The sequence below is a fragment of the Pirellulales bacterium genome (assembly GCA_019636345.1).
Classification (GTDB): domain Bacteria; phylum Planctomycetota; class Planctomycetia; order Pirellulales; family Lacipirellulaceae.
Genome location: JAHBXQ010000006.1, coordinates 173125 through 189667, shown reverse-complemented (window position 1 = coordinate 189667; position 16543 = coordinate 173125). Strand labels below are relative to the sequence as shown.

The 16543-nt window shown below is 65.3% G+C and carries 10 protein-coding genes; 1 reads left to right on the top strand and 9 read right to left on the bottom strand.

Features of this window, described 5'->3' with window-relative positions:
• Positions 1–63 precede the first annotated feature (63 nt).
• The gene (locus KF688_15305) at positions 64–1659 is read right to left on the bottom strand and encodes a hypothetical protein (protein MBX3427044.1); all 1596 of its coding nucleotides are present in this window, start codon (positions 1657–1659) and stop codon (positions 64–66) included.
• 562 nt (positions 1660–2221) lie between these two features.
• Here KF688_15305 and KF688_15300 point away from each other — a divergent pair.
• On the top strand, positions 2222–4138 hold the full coding sequence (locus KF688_15300) for a glycoside hydrolase family 127 protein (protein ID MBX3427043.1): 1917 nt from the start codon (positions 2222–2224) through the stop codon (positions 4136–4138).
• A gap of 59 nt (positions 4139–4197) precedes the next feature.
• Here KF688_15300 and KF688_15295 read toward each other — a convergent pair whose 3' ends face one another.
• The 8 genes from KF688_15295 to KF688_15260 form a co-directional block, all read right to left on the bottom strand.
• Entirely contained in the window at positions 4198–7362 is a 3165-nt protein-coding gene (locus KF688_15295; GenBank protein ID MBX3427042.1) for a hypothetical protein, read from the bottom strand.
• Positions 7363–7379: 17 nt separating this feature from the next.
• Entirely contained in the window at positions 7380–8750 is a 1371-nt protein-coding gene (locus KF688_15290) for a bile acid:sodium symporter family protein (GenBank protein ID MBX3427041.1), read from the bottom strand.
• Positions 8751–8761: 11 nt separating this feature from the next.
• Complete coding sequence (locus tag KF688_15285; protein ID MBX3427040.1) at positions 8762–9457, bottom strand: hypothetical protein; 696 nt, start codon at positions 9455–9457, stop codon at positions 8762–8764.
• Between the two features lies 1 nt (position 9458).
• Positions 9459–10820 carry a four-carbon acid sugar kinase family protein gene (locus KF688_15280; GenBank protein MBX3427039.1) on the bottom strand — a complete coding sequence of 454 codons (1362 nt, stop codon included), beginning with the start codon at positions 10818–10820 and terminating at the stop codon, positions 9459–9461.
• Positions 10817–12109 (bottom strand): ribulose-bisphosphate carboxylase large subunit family protein, encoded by a 1293-nt coding sequence (locus KF688_15275; protein ID MBX3427038.1) that lies wholly within the window; start codon positions 12107–12109, stop codon positions 10817–10819. Before KF688_15275 ends, KF688_15280 begins: the two co-directional genes overlap by 4 nt.
• A gap of 85 nt (positions 12110–12194) precedes the next feature.
• Positions 12195–13883 (bottom strand): hypothetical protein, encoded by a 1689-nt coding sequence (locus tag KF688_15270; GenBank protein MBX3427037.1) that lies wholly within the window; start codon positions 13881–13883, stop codon positions 12195–12197.
• Positions 13884–14006: 123 nt separating this feature from the next.
• Positions 14007–14609, bottom strand: coding sequence for a DUF3826 domain-containing protein (locus tag KF688_15265; protein ID MBX3427036.1), 603 nt, complete (start codon positions 14607–14609; stop codon positions 14007–14009).
• Positions 14610–14952: 343 nt separating this feature from the next.
• Positions 14953–16461: a DUF1501 domain-containing protein gene (locus KF688_15260; protein MBX3427035.1), complete on the bottom strand. Its 1509-nt coding sequence runs from the start codon at positions 16459–16461 to the stop codon at positions 14953–14955.
• Positions 16462–16543 lie beyond the last annotated feature (82 nt).

Here is a 16543-nt window from a genome sequence, read left to right as displayed (position 1 = left end):
GAAAAGTGCGTAAGCGAGGGCCGCTTGCGCCTAGCAGGGTCAGTCTCAGTGAGAAGCAACAGCTTAGCGAATGCGGGTCAAGTCGATCTCCAGACGTGACAGCCTCGGCGCGCGGGCCGCCTCGCGACCGTCGACCAGCACGGACAACCCTGCGCCTCGATCAAACCGCCGGCCGTCCCTATCCCACACGATCGTCACCAGCCGGCCGTGGTAGGGAACGCCATCGAGACAAAACCAGTCCCAACCATCCTCCGGCAACAGCGGATCGACGACCAACACGTCGTCCGCCCGCGGTACGATTCCCGTCAGCCCGCGGATCACAAGGTCGGCGAAGGTCGAGTGATTGTAGTATCGGCTCCGCCGTTCCTTGGGCCCGGTGATGAGCCACTTGCCGGTCGTCTCGTCGTAGTACTCGCCGAGATAGGCGACGCCGTCCCGCTGATGAGCTTCCGCATAGACGAGCAATTGCTCGAAGAAGTCCCGCTTCGAGACCGGCCGAGATGCTTTCGGCACATCGTCGCTGCGAAGGAAGTTCTGCAGCGCGTCGAGCGTCTGACTGGAGGCGAACGGCCAGACGGCGCCGTCCCACTCGCAGGTCCCCGTGCCGTGGGTGCGAAATTGGGGATGGCGGCGTTCGGCGGTCGTGAGCCCGCGCGGAGCGCGAAACCCGTCCGAGTCGGTCAACTGCTTCCAGGCCGGCGCATACTCGGCGGGCGCCAGACCGAATCGCCAGGGGAGAAAGCCGATCGCTTCGCGGGCATCGGAAAATGCACCGTTAGGGCGACGAACTTTGTAGAACTGGGCCTGCACGTCCCACAAGCGAGCGTTGAGCAGTTCACGCAATCGGTTCGCTTTGGCGGCGAACTCCTCGGCCAGATCGGATCGTCCCGCCGCGTCGGCAATGTCAGCAATGGCGCTGGCGTTGGCCGCCATGTAACTGTTGATCGTGGGGCGGAGGTTCCGCTCGCGGCGGCCGCCGCTGATCGACTCCTCCATCCCGTCGCGGACGTCGAATTGCCAGAACAGGCCGCCGCGCACTTGCCGCTCGGATTCCCACGCGCGGTAGTCGTCGACCATGTCGTCAAGCAGGTCGCGCACGAGCAGGTCGTCGCCAACGGCCAGTCGTCGTTCCCACAGCGCCACGGTGAGCCAACTGCTGAAGTTGCGGAAGTGCGGCGCCGGCCCTCCCGACGGACCGCCGCGGAACCAATACCGGGCGTAGTCGTCAAGAAACTCCTGCTCGCGCAGCCAACGACCCTCGGCCACGTGGTGCCCCGCGGCGCAGGAGATCGTGTTGTACGGCCCCCCGTGGCTGACGGGCGTGAGGAACTCAGTCAACAGAACGCCCTGAGGAGTCTGCTTGAGATGTTTGCGGTAGCTCCACCAGCGAAAGTAGTAGGTTTCCTCGAACCGCGCGGACGGACACGCGAACAACGGCGCCCCGGCTTCCATCCACTCCCAGGCCGTGGCGTTCGGGACGAGGTTGACGACGCTTTCGTCGTCGCTGGCGGCGAACCGCTCGGTATAATGGCGGTAGTCGTCCGGTTGCAGGACGGCAAAATCGCCCGCCGCGACGGGGCCGGCGGCGACGAGGAACAACGGCGCGAGCGCCGTGCCAAGCGCCGGACGAAGTCGTCGCTTGCGTAGATTCCGCCACATGGTTTCGCTCGCCGAGACTTGTCCTGCAACCAACGCCCGTCATGCTAGTCGCAGCGGCGGTCGGCGGCAAAGGGCCGCTTGAACTATGCCTTGTCACGGTCTCGGTCTCAACAGCCATTTTATGTATTTTACCAGTGCGTCGTCGCAAATCCTCGCCCCGGCGTCGATCGCCGCCGGACTGCCTTCGCGGCGCTGTCCGAGCGATTCCGAGTTGCGTTCTGTCCATGACGTTCGCGCAGAGACGCTCAGGCGCAAATCTGACTGGAGCACCGAACGAAGTTCGATGAGGCATCGCGGCTCGTCGGCGCTGATTTCACGCTGTGAACCGCTAGGTCCAGGACGCGCTAGCGTATTGATGGCAATTCCAAGGCACTTGCTGTTTGTCCCAGCAAGACCCCCTAGTAAGGGGCGCCTGCCGCGACGCTTTGCGCCTTCGCGCACGTGCACGGGACTTCTTTTTGGACTTGTGAAGAGAAGCGGCGTACTTCTGCTCCTCGCGCTGGCGGTTGCAGCTCGTTCCGCCAGTGCTTCGGAGACGACTTCCGCGTACGGACCCTATGCGGTGCTGCGGCCGATTGATTTTCGCAGCGTTGCGTGGACCGACGGATTTCTCGCGGAGCGAGTCGCGGTGTGTCGCGAAGCGTCAATCCCTGCAATGGGGCGCCTCATGGAGCAGGGGACCTACAAGCCGTTTCTGGAACACTTCGAAATCGCCGCCGGGATGAAGCGGGGCGCGTATCACGGCGCCCAGTGGAATGACGGCGACTTCTACAAGTGGCTGGAAGCGGCGCTGGCAAGCCACGCGATGAAGCCCGATCCGGCGCTCGGGCGCCTCATAGACCGATCGATCGCGGCGATCGCGGCTGCACAACGGGAGGACGGCTATCTCCACACGCCGATCCTTATCCGCCAACGAAACGGCGATCGATCGGCCCAGCCGTTCGGCGATCGGTTCGCGTTTGAGATGTACAACATGGGCCATCTCATGACGACCGCCTGCCTCGATCACCGGACGACGGGGAGGACCGAACTGCTGACGGTCGCCGAGAAGGCCGCGGAATTCCTCAACGTCGCGTTCCAGAACCCGACTCCGGAACTGGCCCGCAATTCGGTCTGCCCGGCTCACTACATCGGGCTGGTCGACCTCGCTCGCGAAACGGGCGATCCGGCCCACCTGGAACTGGCGGAGCGGCTGTTCGCGATGCGCGACCTCGTTTCAGCCGGAGGAGACGACAATCAGGATCGCGTCCCTTGGAATCGCCAAGACGAAGTTGTCGGCCATGCCGTGCGGGCCAATTATCTCTATTGCGGAGCCGCGGACCTGTTCGCGGCCACCGGGCGAGAATCCATGTTTGCGCCGCTGCCGACGTTGTGGCACAGTCTGGCGACGAAGAAGCAGTACGTGACCGGGGGATGCGGGGCGCTCTACGACGGCGCCTCGCCCGACGGGGCGGCGGCCCAGGAGCAAATCACGCGCATCCATCAGGCCTACGGTCGCAATTATCAATTGCCGCAGACGACGGCCCACAACGAAACCTGCGCCAATATCGCCGGCATGATGTGGAGTTGGCGAATGATGCTGCTGACCGGCGAAGCGAAGTACGCCGACGCCGTCGAGACCGCCCTCTACAACAGCGTTCTGGCCGGAGTCGACCTCGCGGGAACGAACTACTTCTACTCGAACCCGCTGCGGGTCGTCGATCCGCTGCCGACCGAGTTACGGTTCCCGCGCACTCGGCAGCCCTTCTTCACGTCGTTCTGTTGTCCGCCGAATCTGCTGCGAATCATCGCCCAGGTCGGCGGGTATGCACTTGCCGCAAGCGAGGACGCGATCACGGTGAACCTTTACGGCAGTCATCGGTTGACGACCACGCTGCGGAGCCAGCCGCTGCGGTGGACCATGACGACCGGGTATCCCTGGGACGGCGCGATCCGGATTTCCGTCGACGAATGCACCGCCGAGCCGTTCGCGGTGCGGCTGCGGATCCCGGCTTGGGCCGACGAGGCGGCGATCACGATCAACAGCGAACCGGCGGCGATGGCGGCCGCGGCTGGTTCCTACGCCGAGTTGCGCCGCCGCTGGAGCCCCGGCGACGTCGTCGGACTGAACTTGCCGCTGCGCGCCAGGCTGATCGAAGCTCACCCCCTTGTCGAGGAAGCGACCGGGCAGGTCGCCGTGGTGCGCGGACCAATCGTGTACTGTCTGGAATCGGCCGATTTGCCTGCGGGGACGAAGATGGACGAGATTGTGCTGGCATCGGATGCAACGTTCGTAGCCCAGCGTTCGCCGGACCTCCTTGCAGGGGCGGCGACGCTGCAAACGACGGCGACATTCCGCAAAACGATCCCCTGGGGCGATCGTCTCTACCGCGAGTTGACTCGTGACGCTGGCGAGCCGGTCGGAGTGCTGCTTGTCCCCTATTTCGCGTGGAACAATCGCGGCCCAGGAGAGATGAGCGTGTGGCTGCGAGTCGAGTAGCAAACGCTTCGCGGGCAAAGCATTGACGAGGGCGCCTTCGTCGTCGACGACTGCCGTGATTACGGGCCGAGCAATTCTAGCCGGCAAACGCGACCCCGCCTCGGCAGCGTCAACGTTCCGGAGGGCGAGACGAGCAGGTCATCCGAGCGCGTCGCGGCGCCTGTTCGTTCGTCGATCCAGGTCGCTCGGTATCGTCCCCGGGACCGCAAACCACGGATGCTTGTTTGCTTGCCGGCGGGGTCGAGGCAAATGAGCCAGCAGTTTTTGTCGTCGGCTAGCGCCCACCCCCCGTCGACGGCCCCTGGCGCCGGGCGCATGGCGACGACCGCTGCGGCGAGGTCAGGCGACAGCGGCACGTCGGCCAGCGACCCGCCTCCGACCAGCACGGCCCAACCGTCTTCGCCGGTGCGGCAGTTCTCGCCGGCGAAGAACGTGACCGCCTTGTCAGGGTGCTGCGTGCGCGTCTCAGAGACCGCCTTGACGATCGCCGCAAACGAGCCGGCCTCGGGCTGCAACTGCCGCAGATGCTGCCTCGGCGCCAAGTTGACGCCCCCCGGCGGGGCGTACAAGTTAAGGTTCTTGTCGTAGCACCAGTAACGAACGTCGATCACGTCGACGATCTCTCGTCTCGCATTATCAGCCAGGATCGCGTCCTGCACGTCCTTGGTGCAGGCGAGCCCGACCAGTGCATCACGCTCGTTGTCTTGCTGCCACGCCGCGATTTCATCGAGCCAGAACTCGACGAACTCCCGCGGGCCGGTGTACTCGGCGCCAATCGAGTGAACCACGTTTGTGCGATCGGCAAACGCGTCGAGACACTGGCGAACGTATCCGCGGTGGAGCCGCCGCAGCGACTCGTTCGCGGGATCGTAGAATTCATGAGCCACAAAGATCCGCTTGTCGCCGATGTACGGCGGCGGCTCGGGGAGGCCGGCGTCATTGACGTTGTTCGCGGGACGCCAGGGGGAGTCGACCCAGTGAGCTCCCGCTTCGAGAATATTGTGTTGAAAATAGTGCTGGTGAATGAGCAGCGTTCCGCGCGCGTCGCACTCGCCGGCCAATTGGCGCAGCCGATTCCAATACCACGGATTGAATCGCGTGAGATCGTACTTGCTCAGGCCGTCCCAGGCCGCGTCTCGGCCAGTGCGAGCGAAGGGCTGTTCGTAGAACGGGGGAGCCGCGGCGCCGTCGGCGCGACGGACCATCAGGTGGTCGTCACGACGACGATCGTACCACAGGCCGTAATGATGGTCGTACGCCGCGTACCCCGCCGCGGCGAGTTGGGCGGCGACGGTCGGCACGTCGTCCGTGAGACCGGGGCCGCTGCGGCCCGGGGCGAATCGCGTGACCGAAGGGCCGAACTCGCGGGCGCCATCGGCGCGCATCGTACCGCGCCACCACGGAGGGGAGTACCGCTTGCCGACGAGCACGCCGTCGCCGATCACCAGCCAGCCGTTCGCGAGTCGGATCGGCCGAGCGGCTGCCTCCGCGTCGATCGTCTTCGGTGCGCGGAGATCCGACCGCTCGGCGAGAATCTGAGGCAGCGAGCGAGAGCCCTTCGCGGTGCGACTCGATCTCTCGTTGCTCGCCGTAGCGAGGTTCTCTTCGATCACGTCCCGCAGTTGACGAGCCGGGACGCTCGATTGGGCGACGAATCGCTCGGCTTCGGCGTACGTGGGGTTCGTGGCCCCGATTGGCTTGCCCAGGAACGGTTCCAGGGCCTCGGCGGCGTCACGCCCGACGCGCTCGGCAAGTTGCGTCTGAAACAGACTCTGCGGCTTCACAAAGTCGCTGGGAGATTCGACGACCCCGTCGCCGGCGAAGACGGCCCAATTGCCGACTGACCAGTTTTGGGCGCCCGGGGGCCGGAAGCAGCGGACCGTCGCCGCCCGACATTGCCACAGCAGGCAGTTGGCAGCCGACCAGCCGGTCCCTGGCGGCGCCGCCCAGTTGTTCTGAAGGCACAGATCATGGCCGTCGATCCGCACATTGTCGTACAGGGCGCCTGACGCCCAGCTTTCAATCGGCCCGCTGAAGTCGAGGGCTTTGTAAGCGAAACAGTTGACGAACGCGTTCGGTCCCGCGGCACAGTGCCCGATCGCAAAATCGTGCCGTCCCTGTTCGGACCAGCACCGCACAAAAAGCCCCTGTTGCCCGAGCGTGAAGAATGTATGACGACGATACCCGGCATGCTCAGAGACGGGCTCCTGCGAAACACAGTCGGCGACTGTGATGCGAACAGTCTCCGTCCCCAAATGCACCGCTCCTCCAGCCAGCTTGCGAAACCGCACGCGACGGACCCAGCAGTTCTCGGCACGATCGATCTCAACCCCGTACCACGCGTGATCTTCGTCGCACGGATTGTCGGAGTCGACGACCGCTTCGATCGTCAGATCTTCGACTCCGACGTCGGCGATCCGCTTGCTCCACTGAAACGGCTGGACGTAACCTCCGCTCCGACGGGGATCGAGCGCCGTCGTCACCGGCGCGTCGAGCTCGATCGCGACGTCGTCGACCGCAATCACTGTGCGTTCCCAACGAAGATCGCGCGAGCCAGGGCGCCAGCCGACTCCAAACGCGTCGGCGCCGATCTCGGCAATCCACTCGGCAGTCGAAGGGCGAACGACCTGCACGCGGTCGCCGACGGCCAAGGCAGCGGACGCCGCAAGGGGGAGTCGCGTCGCACCGACCGGCACGTATTCGTCGCGAACGGCGACGGGATCGCCCGCCAGTTCCGGCTCGCCGCGGCCGAGGACTGCGACGACCGCCCGGCGATCGGCTCCCGTCGCCCGTAACACCGTCCCCCCCGGGCCGGCGCCCGAACCGCGCAGAACGGTTCCCGCGGGGATGCGCAATTGTCCGGCGATCTCAAAGTCGCCCGGGAGCAACAGTACGGCACGCGGCCCCTTGGTCGTGTCCGAAGGGCTCCCCGCGAAGTCGAGCGCGGCTTGGATTCGCGGACCGTCGTCACCTTCCGCCGGAGCGACCGTGAGGACGACCGGCGCCTCGGGAATCGGGCGTTCGCTGCGGGCGTAACCGCAGGACGAGAAATCGGGCACGCGATTGCCGAGCTCATCGACGCGATAGACGAGCTTGCCGTCGGGCCCCATGCCGACGAGCGGTTCCGCCGCCAAGCTTGACCGCCAGGAAGCGACGACCAGCAGGGGCGCCGCCGCGGCGGTCGCGAGGGCGAGTCGGATTGAACTACGGGAGGAGACGAGCATCGGCGTGATCGACCAGGTCAGACGCTGTCAGGAGGGACGGGCGCCGCGGGCAACGGGAGAGCGGAGTCGCTCGCAGCGTCGCCGGCGGCGGCGCGAGCTTCACTCCGCCGTCGCCGCAGATGGTTGGCCCACAATGACCCCGACACGTTCATCCACGGGCTAAACACGGCCGCGGCCAAGCCGAGCGTCGACAACTTTCCCATGGCGCTGGCGAGCCCCGCAGCCATGCCGCCGTTCTGCATGCCAACCTCGAATCCGACCGTCAGCGCCGACTCGCGATCGAGTCCCGCAATGCGACTGAATCCATACCCGGCGGCGTATCCGACTAGATTATGCAGCACGGCAGCCGCGCACAATGCCAGCCCGGCGACGAGCAAGTTGTCGCGTCCTGCGGCGGTCGTGACCGCGGTGAAGTAAATGATCCCCGCCATGGAAACGAGATGGATGCGGCGATCAATCCCCGGAGCCATGGCAGCGAGAAAGTGATAGGCGACCCCCGCGACCGGCGCCGCGAGCAAATACGACGCCAGCGTCGTCGGCATGGGAAAGGGCGCGGAAGGGTCGGCGAGATTGGCCGCCGCAACGGTGCGAACTAGCACGAAGGCGACCGCCGCGATGGCCGCCGCCAGCAGGGTCCGTCGCCAAGCCGCAGGACTCGCCGTGGTCAGATAGTTGTGGATCATTGCAGCGCCGATCGGCACGATCGTCATCTTGACGATGTCGACCATCATTTCGAGAAAGCTTCGCTCGACGACCGCCCCGGCCAAGATGCGCATCCAGAACGGGGTCATCACCGGAGCTAACAAGGTCGCCAGTGCGGTCAGGGTGATCGATAACGGCAGGTTCGCCCCCGCCAGATAGCACATCACGTTCGACGCCAATCCGCTGGAGCAGGAACCGATCAGGACGACGCCGGCGGCGATCTCCGGCTCGAATCCGAACGCCGTGGCCAACGCGAATCCAGTGAGCGGCATCACGCTGAACTGCAAAGCGAGGCCGATGAGAACCGGCCGGGGCATCTTCGCCACGCCGGCGAAGTCTTGGAGACTCATCTTGGTCCCCATGCCGAACATGACCAGTTGCACGATGCCCTGCAGCAGCGCGGGAGCGCGCAGGTCGACGCCGGGAATCTCAACCCCCAGAACGTTCAAGGGGCCGACGGACAAGAACCACGCGGGCCGCAGCATTGCCGCGCCGACCACGGCGACGATCGACAGCGTGAACTGATATCCGACGAGAGCGGGAACGGCTCCGAGGCCCCCTGCCGCGGCCAGCGCCGCAATAGCCGCCGCGGCTGACCACGTTTCGTTGCCGCGGGCCGAGAGCGCCGTCGCCAGGATCGCGGCCGATCCCGCGACCAGCAGACAAGCTTTGCGGAAGAGGAGCATGACCGGCAAGCCTACATGATGCTTGCCAGATGTTCCATCGCCAGGGTCGGACTCGACAGGACCGGAACCTTCAGCTCGCCGACCGGCATCGACTCGGCGACCCGGGCCATCGACGCCTGAGCAAGGACGACCACGTCGACGCGCTGAGCCAGGCTGCGCAGCGCTGCGACGACCGCCTGGTCGTGATCGGCCAAGCGCCCTTGACGGAAGGCGTCGAACGCCCCGTCGCAGACCTGGGCCTCGATCTCGATTTCCTTGCCGATCGCCTGAGCGCGCCGGCGGATCAGTTCGCAGGTCGGGTCGAGCGTCGTCCGCAGCGTTGCCAGGACGCCGATCCGTCGTCCCAGCAGCACCGCCCGATCGGCCATCGGTTGATCGACGCGCATCACCGGAACGCGAATCCCGGCCTGCGCTTGGTCGACCGCCGTGCCGATTGACGAGCACGTGACCATGATGTAATCGGCGGCCGCCTGCTCGGCGGCGGCGATATGCCGGCAGACGCGGTCGGAGGTCTCGGCCGAGAGATTTCCCTGGGCGATCACGTCGCTGATCATCGAGTCGTCGATAATGTGCACGATGTCGAAGTCGAGTTCCTTCTCGCGGCGGATCCGCTCGAACACCGGTTCGAGCGTCGACGAGGTGTGGATCATCGCCACGACTTTTCGCTTCGCGCTGCCGTTGGTCTTGTGCTCGGCGCTGTCGGCCATGTCAGCGTCCTCCTCCGGCGAGTTGGCCAAAGAACGGCTCGGCGCCGACCTGACCTCCCTTGAACGTGAATTCGACGCGATCGGCGGCACGACCTGGGGCCGAGACCCGGCAGACGGGCGCCCCGGGCGATAAGGGACGGGCCATCTCAAGGGCTTCAATCCCCAGTTCGCGGGCGGCGAAGCTCGACGTGTCTCCGCCGGCAAGACAGACCCGCGTCCGGGGAGAATGCTCGAGGCAGCGGTCGATCAACTGACCGATAGCGCGCCCCAGCGCTTCGGCGGATCGCGCTCCGGCAGCGTCCCCTAACGCGGCTCGCGTAGCGCGGATCCGGCCGTCTGCGGGGCCCTTGGCTGCGTGGACCACCACGTTGCGTCCCGCTGCCAAGTGCTCCGAAGCGGCCGCACAGGCTCGGTCGAGGGCGCCCGACGTCGACGCGGCGGAGACAAGGGCAGGGGCGTCGAGAGCGACCTCGGCGAAACCGGACCGGACCGCCCAATCGATCTGGGTGGCTGTCACGGGCGAGCAGCTCCCCGAGCCGACCAGCACTTGCTGCAGAGTCGCTTCGTCCCAGGCGGCGCTTGCGGGGATCAGCCCGGCGCGCGACCAACGCCGGCAAAGGGCGGTCTCGACGCCGGACGAGCCGACGACAAACGCCGGTGCGGCGGAACTCGCAGAATCTTCAATCAAGGCTGCAAAGCAATCAAGGTGCGAGTCCTCGAGAACGTCGAACAACACGGCGGCGGAGCCGGACTGGAGCCGCGCGAGCAAGGCCCGCTGCTCGTCAGTCGAGCGACGATACTGCAGCACGTCGAACAACTCGATGCGGAGATTCGTTTGCTCGCCCAACACCCGGCGGAGATCGCTCTCAGTCATTGGGGTCGCGGGGTGAACGCTTGCCGTGGGATGGCGATCGAGCCGATAGGCCGATCCGTCGACTGCTACGGCGCCGGCGGCGAATAAGTTGCCGAAGACGCAGTAGCGATTCAACAACGGACTCCCTCCGAGCACCGCGACCAGCGCGGGACGGCACACCTCGCGGCCGAGTTCGAGTGCGCGGCCGATGTTGCCGCGACGGGGCGAGGAATCGAACGTCGAACAGACTTTGTAGTGACACACGGGGGCGCGAAACTCGGCAAGCGCGGCCAGGGCAGGGCGAATCTCCTGGTCGAGCGCCTCGCCCCCCAAGGATCGAGCCGTGCCGGCGACTCCGATGGCTTGCACGCCGGGAAATCGGGCGAGCGTCGTCGCGTCAGGCGCAGTGAAGAACAGGACGGTGCGCACCCCGGCCCCGGTCAGTTGCTCGAGCACGTCGGTCGCGCCGGTAAGGTCGTCCGCCAAATAGGTGATCAGCAACTCGCTCATGACAGGGCGGCCTCCGTCACGGACGAATTGCGGGAGGCGACGGCAAGCCTGCCGAACTTCTCGGCCGAGGCACGGAGCGCCGGGAACTCGCGGACGGCTTGGTGCAGATCGAGCCCCGCGGCCGCGGCTTGCCACGCTTGCTGCAGTGCAGCGACCCCTTGGGCCGGACCGCCGGGATGGGCCAGCACCCCGCCGCCGGCAAGATAGAGCAAGTCCAAGGTCTTCGTCCGGCGATAAGTCTCGAACGCCTGTCCGCCCCATTGCCCCGACGAGACGACCGGCAAGATTTCCATCCCTCCCAGGAGCGGCTCGCGGCAGGCGGAGATCGACGCAACGACTGAGTCGTCCGGTTCCCAGAATTTGTTGGCGATGCCGTTGACGTGAATCTGATCGATCCCGGCCAACCGCCACAGTTTTTGATAGGCGCGGAAGTCCATTCCCAACGACGGGCATCGCGTCAGCATCCCCCAGCCGTTGCGGTGACCGTGGACGGCCAATTCGCCGCGGTCGCACATCTTCTTGACCGCCGCGAGGCCGACGCTGTTCAGGCTGACCATGGCGCACGAGCCGCCGTGAGCGAGAATCGCGTCGTAATGCGCCTGCATGCGATCGAGTTCGTCGCTGATGTTGAAGGCGACCATGACCTGCTTGCCGGTGCGGTCGCGATGGTCGTTGACGACCTGCATCACCGCCCGGACCCGCTCGTCGAACGGCGCGTGCGGCGGGTCGGCCATCAGTTCGTCGTCCTTGATGAAGTCAACGCCTGCGGCGACCAGCATCCGCACCATGTCGGCCGTGTCTGAGGGAGCGAGCCCGACGCTCGGCTTGATGATCGTGCCGATAAGCGGCTGGTCGTCGACGCCGCACAACCGGCGGGTCCCGGCGACGCCGAACCGAGGGCCGACGAAGCTGTCGGCAAACGACGCCGGGAAATCGAGATCCAGCAACCGCAGCCCGGTGAAGTGGGGCAGCTCGTACAAATTTCCCTGCACGGTCGAGACGATCGCCGGCAGATTGGTCCCGAAATTCTCGACCGGCCAAGAGACCCGCACGATCGCCTGGGCGTATTCTCCGCGGGGATTCTCGCGCCCTCCCGGCAGACTGGGGGCGTCGACGACGCCGAGTTCCTCGATCGACTCGACCCGAGCGGCGAATCGCGCCTTGAGCGACTCCGTCTCCCCCGGCACGGCCACGAACGTCCCCGACGACTGCTCGCCCGCGAGCGCGGCGGCAGCGGTCTCCGGCGCGATCGGCGTTTCGATCAGGTACGTGGCGATGAGTCGTGACATGGGGAGAGAGGTCGGGGGTCGGGATCCAGTTGAGCTACAGGTGGGTGCAAAGCCGAGCCTTGGCAATGCGCTGGGAGCTACGGCTTCAAAAGTTCCAAAACACGTCCTGATAGGTTCGCGGTGCGCTCCAGGGGACGTAGAGAGCGTTGGGGTCCAGTCCGTAGAGGAAATCCTCGATGTGCGTATAGCCGTCGCCGTTCTTGTCGCCGGCTGCGTCAGCGGGATCGTCGGGGTTCAGGCCGTTGGCAAGTTCCCAGTCGTCGGGCATGCCATCGGAGTCGCGGTCAGAGTACGGCTCGCCCGCGTACTCGGGGTATCCGCCTACTTGTTCGACGTCGGTGATGATTCCTTGCCCCTCGGGGTGAGAGACCTCGCCTGTCCGCACGGCCGCGATGATCCGCTCGTCGACAGGATCGCGGCGCGGTCGGGTGGCGCCGGCGTTGGCCAGCACGTACTCGTACGCCACCGCGGCCGACGTCACCGTGAGATACGCATGGGGATACGGCGCGTCGGCTCGCACCTCGGCCAGCACCCGTTGGCGGAGCGTCTCGGCCCGGGCTCGACGCTCCTCAGGGGTCGGCGGGGCCTTCTGCGAACGAGCCTCCTTGGTCGTCATTTGATCAGGGCTTGCGAACAGTTCGCCGTCCTCGATCTGCACCCCTCCGTTCCAGTTATCGGCCGTGACGGCAGGATTTCCTTCAACGACGTTACCGACGACGTACGCTTTGCCGAAGTCGAGGTTGAAACCCGGGCTGCGTCGCTTCTCCGGCTTGAGCACCCGCCAACCGATCGGCCGGTCGCGCGGCGTCGCCGGTCCCGGCTTGAAATAGTTGTTGAGAATCGTGTAGTAACTGCGGTGATCGCCCCCGTCGACCGTGCGATGCCGCCAGTTGAACAGCACGTTGTTGACCATCGTGAAGTCGTAGATCATCCCCACGCTAGGATTGCGCCCGGTGTTGCACGCCCACAGATTTCGGTGGAACGTGCTGTTGTATCCGCCGATCGTGCTGCCGAAGGCGTGGTTGTACGTGTCGAGGGCTTCGCTGAAAATCGAGTTCTGAATCGTGATGTTCACCGTAGGGAGCTTCTGCTCCGGCGAGCCGTCGCCGGGGTCGTACATATGGCGGTACATCGACATGTTTTCGTCGAGCCCCCAACTCGCCGAAACGTGGTCGACCATGATGTTGCCAATCGGGTTGCCGCCGATCGAGTCGTTGCGATCGCCGACCCAGGTCGCGCCGCGACGGAATCGCATGTGGCGGATGACGACGTCGTGGGTCTCCAATTCGACCGTATCGCCCGCGATGCAAACGCCGTCGCCAGGGGCGCTGCCGCCGTCGATGGTCAAATAGGGGGCGCGGACGACGATCCGCTCTTTAAGCTGAATGATCCCGGCCACGTTGAATACGACGAACCGCGGGCCCCCCGCTTCAAGGGCTTCGCGAAATGTGCCGGGGCCGCGGTCTTCCAGACTCGTGACGACGTACACCTTCCCCCCGCGCCCGCCGAAACTGTACATGCCCCCCCCTTGGGCCCCGGGGAACGCGGGGATCTCCGCCTGAGGGAGGTCGGACGGCTTCTTCGCCCAAGGGATGTAGGGTTTGCCTCGGGATTCTCCCTGGTCGACAAGCGGCTTGGCCTTGGCCCACGCTTCGTCAGATCGACGCCGCATCGCCTCGTAGCGCCGCGCCGACTCGGCCGCAACGTCGGGGGTGATCGTCGGATACTGCGCAGCCGCGAACCCCGCGAGCGATCCCCAGATCGTCAGCGTCATTCCGGCACGTCTGCGGAGGGTATATCGCTTCATCAAGCAGCGTCGCAATGCTGGCGCCGTGCAGCGCCGGGAGGTTCGTCGGGGAGCAGCCTGAAACAGAGGTTCATTTCAGGCTCGTTATTGTCAGCGATTCTTGGCCAATCGTTCGCGCTCTTCGGCCGCTTGCAGATCGAAACCGCGTTGGGACAGGTAGTTGTTGATCCGCCCTTTGTACTTGCGGAACCATTCGTGCTTTTCGTCGCTTGAGCCGGCGTCCATGGCGTACTCGCGGGCTTCGAGGAGCCACGATTTGATTTGACGCCGATCGTCGTCGGTAAGTTCCGGCAGCAGCGCCGCGTACCGCTCGTACGTACCGCGGACGACGCCGTACGTCATGCCGTCGCGGACCCCGTCAATTTGAGCGGGGGTGAGTTCAACGCCCAGCCGCGCGACGAACGACCGATGGAGTTTGAAAAGTTCCAATTCAACGGCTTGCTTGGCGGCGGAGTCGGTGGCTTCGTCACGTCGGGCGTGGAGCTTGCTCAAACTGCGATACTGGTCGGTCACGATCCCGGCGACTCGCTTGGCGCACGCCGCGTCGTCGAGCCCAAGTTGGGCGACAATCTTCTCGGAGCGGTCGGCGATGACCCGTTCGTAGGCGGGGTCTCGTCCCTGGTCGGGTGGTGAGTCCGCCACGGCCTGGGCGGCTCCGCACGATATTGCCAGAACCAGCAGAAAACGCCTCATGGACAGCCCCGTCAGGCCGAGGGGTCGGCCCGGGTTATTCGGAAGGTGGAGGAGTACGACAAGCCAGCATCCCTGCAACGATCTGCGGCATATCTCCGCAAAATTCAGGATAGGCTGCTTGGCTTCTGGGCGGCAAGGAATTGCAGTTGCAATAGAAGTCCGCAATGCCGCATCAACGCCCCGGCTGCCTGCAACGCCGGCAAGCCCCCTTCTCCCGGGATACCCCCGCCGCGGGGGCTCGCTGACCGCACCTCGGCGGCCTTCGACCTATCCTGCAAGCCAATCGTTTGGCGGCTAGCCGACCCAGCTATCGCTTCCAGATTGCCCGAGATTTGGGCGGAACCTAAACCACGAGATCCAAGACCACATGCCCGTGGACGTCGGTTAACCGGAACCGACGACCTTGATATTTATGGGCGAGCCTCGTGTGATCGACCCCCAACAGGCGAAGAATTGTCGCCTGCAAATCGTGGACATGAACCGCCCCTGGGGTGAAACCTTCTTTAGCGGGGGAGATCGGCTTTCCCGACGCGTCGGCGATGTTGTAGCCGAACTCGTCCGTCTGGCCGTAGCTGATCCCCGGCCGCACGCCGCCGCCGGCCAGCCAAACCGTGAAGCACCGCGGATGGTGATCGCGTCCGAATCCCTCGGGGGTAAGCTTGCCTTGCGAGTAACTCGTGCGGCCGAACTCGCCCCCCCACACGACCAGGGTGTCGTCGAGCATCCCGCGCTGCTTCAGATCGAGCACAAGCGCCGCAGAGGCTTGATCGGTTTCTTCGCACTGATTGCGGATCCCCTTGGGAAGGCCGTCGTGCTGGTCCCAGCCCTGGTGGTAGAGCTGGATGAATCGGACTCCCCGTTCGGCAAGCCGGCGGGCCAACAGGCAGTTCGCGGCATACGTGCCGGGTTTGCGGCTGTCGGGGCCGTAAAGCTCGAACACGTGGTCCGGTTCGCTCGACAGGTCGGTGGCCTCGGGGACGCTCGTCTGCATGCGAAATGCCATTTCGTATTGGGCGATCCGCGACTCGATTTCGGGATCGAGTTCCGCCTCGAACTGCACGCGGTTCAATTCGCTGAGCTTGTTCAGCATCGCCCGCCGGCCCGAGCGGCAGACCCCGTCGGGGTTGCTCAGGTAGAGCACCGGGTCCTTGCCGGCACGGAACTGCACCCCCTGATAACGCGAGTCGAGGAACCCAGAGCCCCATAGCCGGGCGTAGAGCGGTTGATCCCCCTGTCCGGCGGTGACCAGGACGATAAACGCCGGCAGGTTCTCGTTGGTCGATCCCAGGCCGTACGACAACCACGCCCCCATGGAGGGACGTCCGGCGATTTGCGACCCGGTTTGGAAGAATGTGATCGCGGGATCGTGATTGATCGCCTCGGTGTACATCGACTTGACGATGCACAAATCGTCGACGATCCGCCGATGATGGGGCAGAAGGTCGCTCAGCCAAGCCCCCGACTCGCCGTACCGGGCGAACTTGAACGGGGATCCGGCCAGCGGGATCGACGATTGGTTGGCCGACATCCCCGTGAGTCGCTGGCCGGCGCGGACGGACGGGGGAAGTTGCTCGCCGTGCCGCTCGTTCAAGAGCGGCTTGTAATCGAACAGATCCACCTGGGACGGACCGCCCGATTGAAACAGGGAGATGATCCGCTTGGCCTTGGGAACCCCGGGGAGCAGGAAGTCGGGCGTTCCCGGCGAGTCTCCGGCTGCGATCGCCCGCGGCGCCCCGGCGAGCAACGACCCCAGCGCGGCCCCGCCAAGCAACCCGGCGCCGGCGCCGAAAAAATGCCGCCGCGTCACGCGGAGCGACCAATCATTCGGCAGGTGCGATGGCGACAGGCTCATAGATAGATTGATCGCTGTGGAATTTCGTTTGAGCAGCCGCAGCAGACTCAGGAGTCACGAGGGATAACAACAAGCGATAAGG

Excerpts from the sequence above, each read along its gene's own strand:
- KF688_15290 (MBX3427041.1), bottom strand. The coding sequence starts at position 8,750 with ATGCTCCTCTTCCGCAAAGCTTGTCTGCTGGTCGCGGGATCGGCCGCG.
- KF688_15305 (MBX3427044.1), bottom strand. The coding sequence starts at position 1,659 with ATGTGGCGGAATCTACGCAAGCGACGACTTCGTCCGGCGCTTGGCACG.
- KF688_15285 (MBX3427040.1), bottom strand. The coding sequence starts at position 9,457 with ATGGCCGACAGCGCCGAGCACAAGACCAACGGCAGCGCGAAGCGAAAA.
- KF688_15295 (MBX3427042.1), bottom strand. The coding sequence starts at position 7,362 with ATGCTCGTCTCCTCCCGTAGTTCAATCCGACTCGCCCTCGCGACCGCC.
- KF688_15260 (MBX3427035.1), bottom strand. The coding sequence starts at position 16,461 with ATGAGCCTGTCGCCATCGCACCTGCCGAATGATTGGTCGCTCCGCGTG.
- KF688_15280 (MBX3427039.1), bottom strand. The coding sequence starts at position 10,820 with ATGAGCGAGTTGCTGATCACCTATTTGGCGGACGACCTTACCGGCGCG.
- KF688_15275 (MBX3427038.1), bottom strand. The coding sequence starts at position 12,109 with ATGTCACGACTCATCGCCACGTACCTGATCGAAACGCCGATCGCGCCG.
- KF688_15265 (MBX3427036.1), bottom strand. The coding sequence starts at position 14,609 with ATGAGGCGTTTTCTGCTGGTTCTGGCAATATCGTGCGGAGCCGCCCAG.
- KF688_15270 (MBX3427037.1), bottom strand. The coding sequence starts at position 13,883 with ATGACGCTGACGATCTGGGGATCGCTCGCGGGGTTCGCGGCTGCGCAG.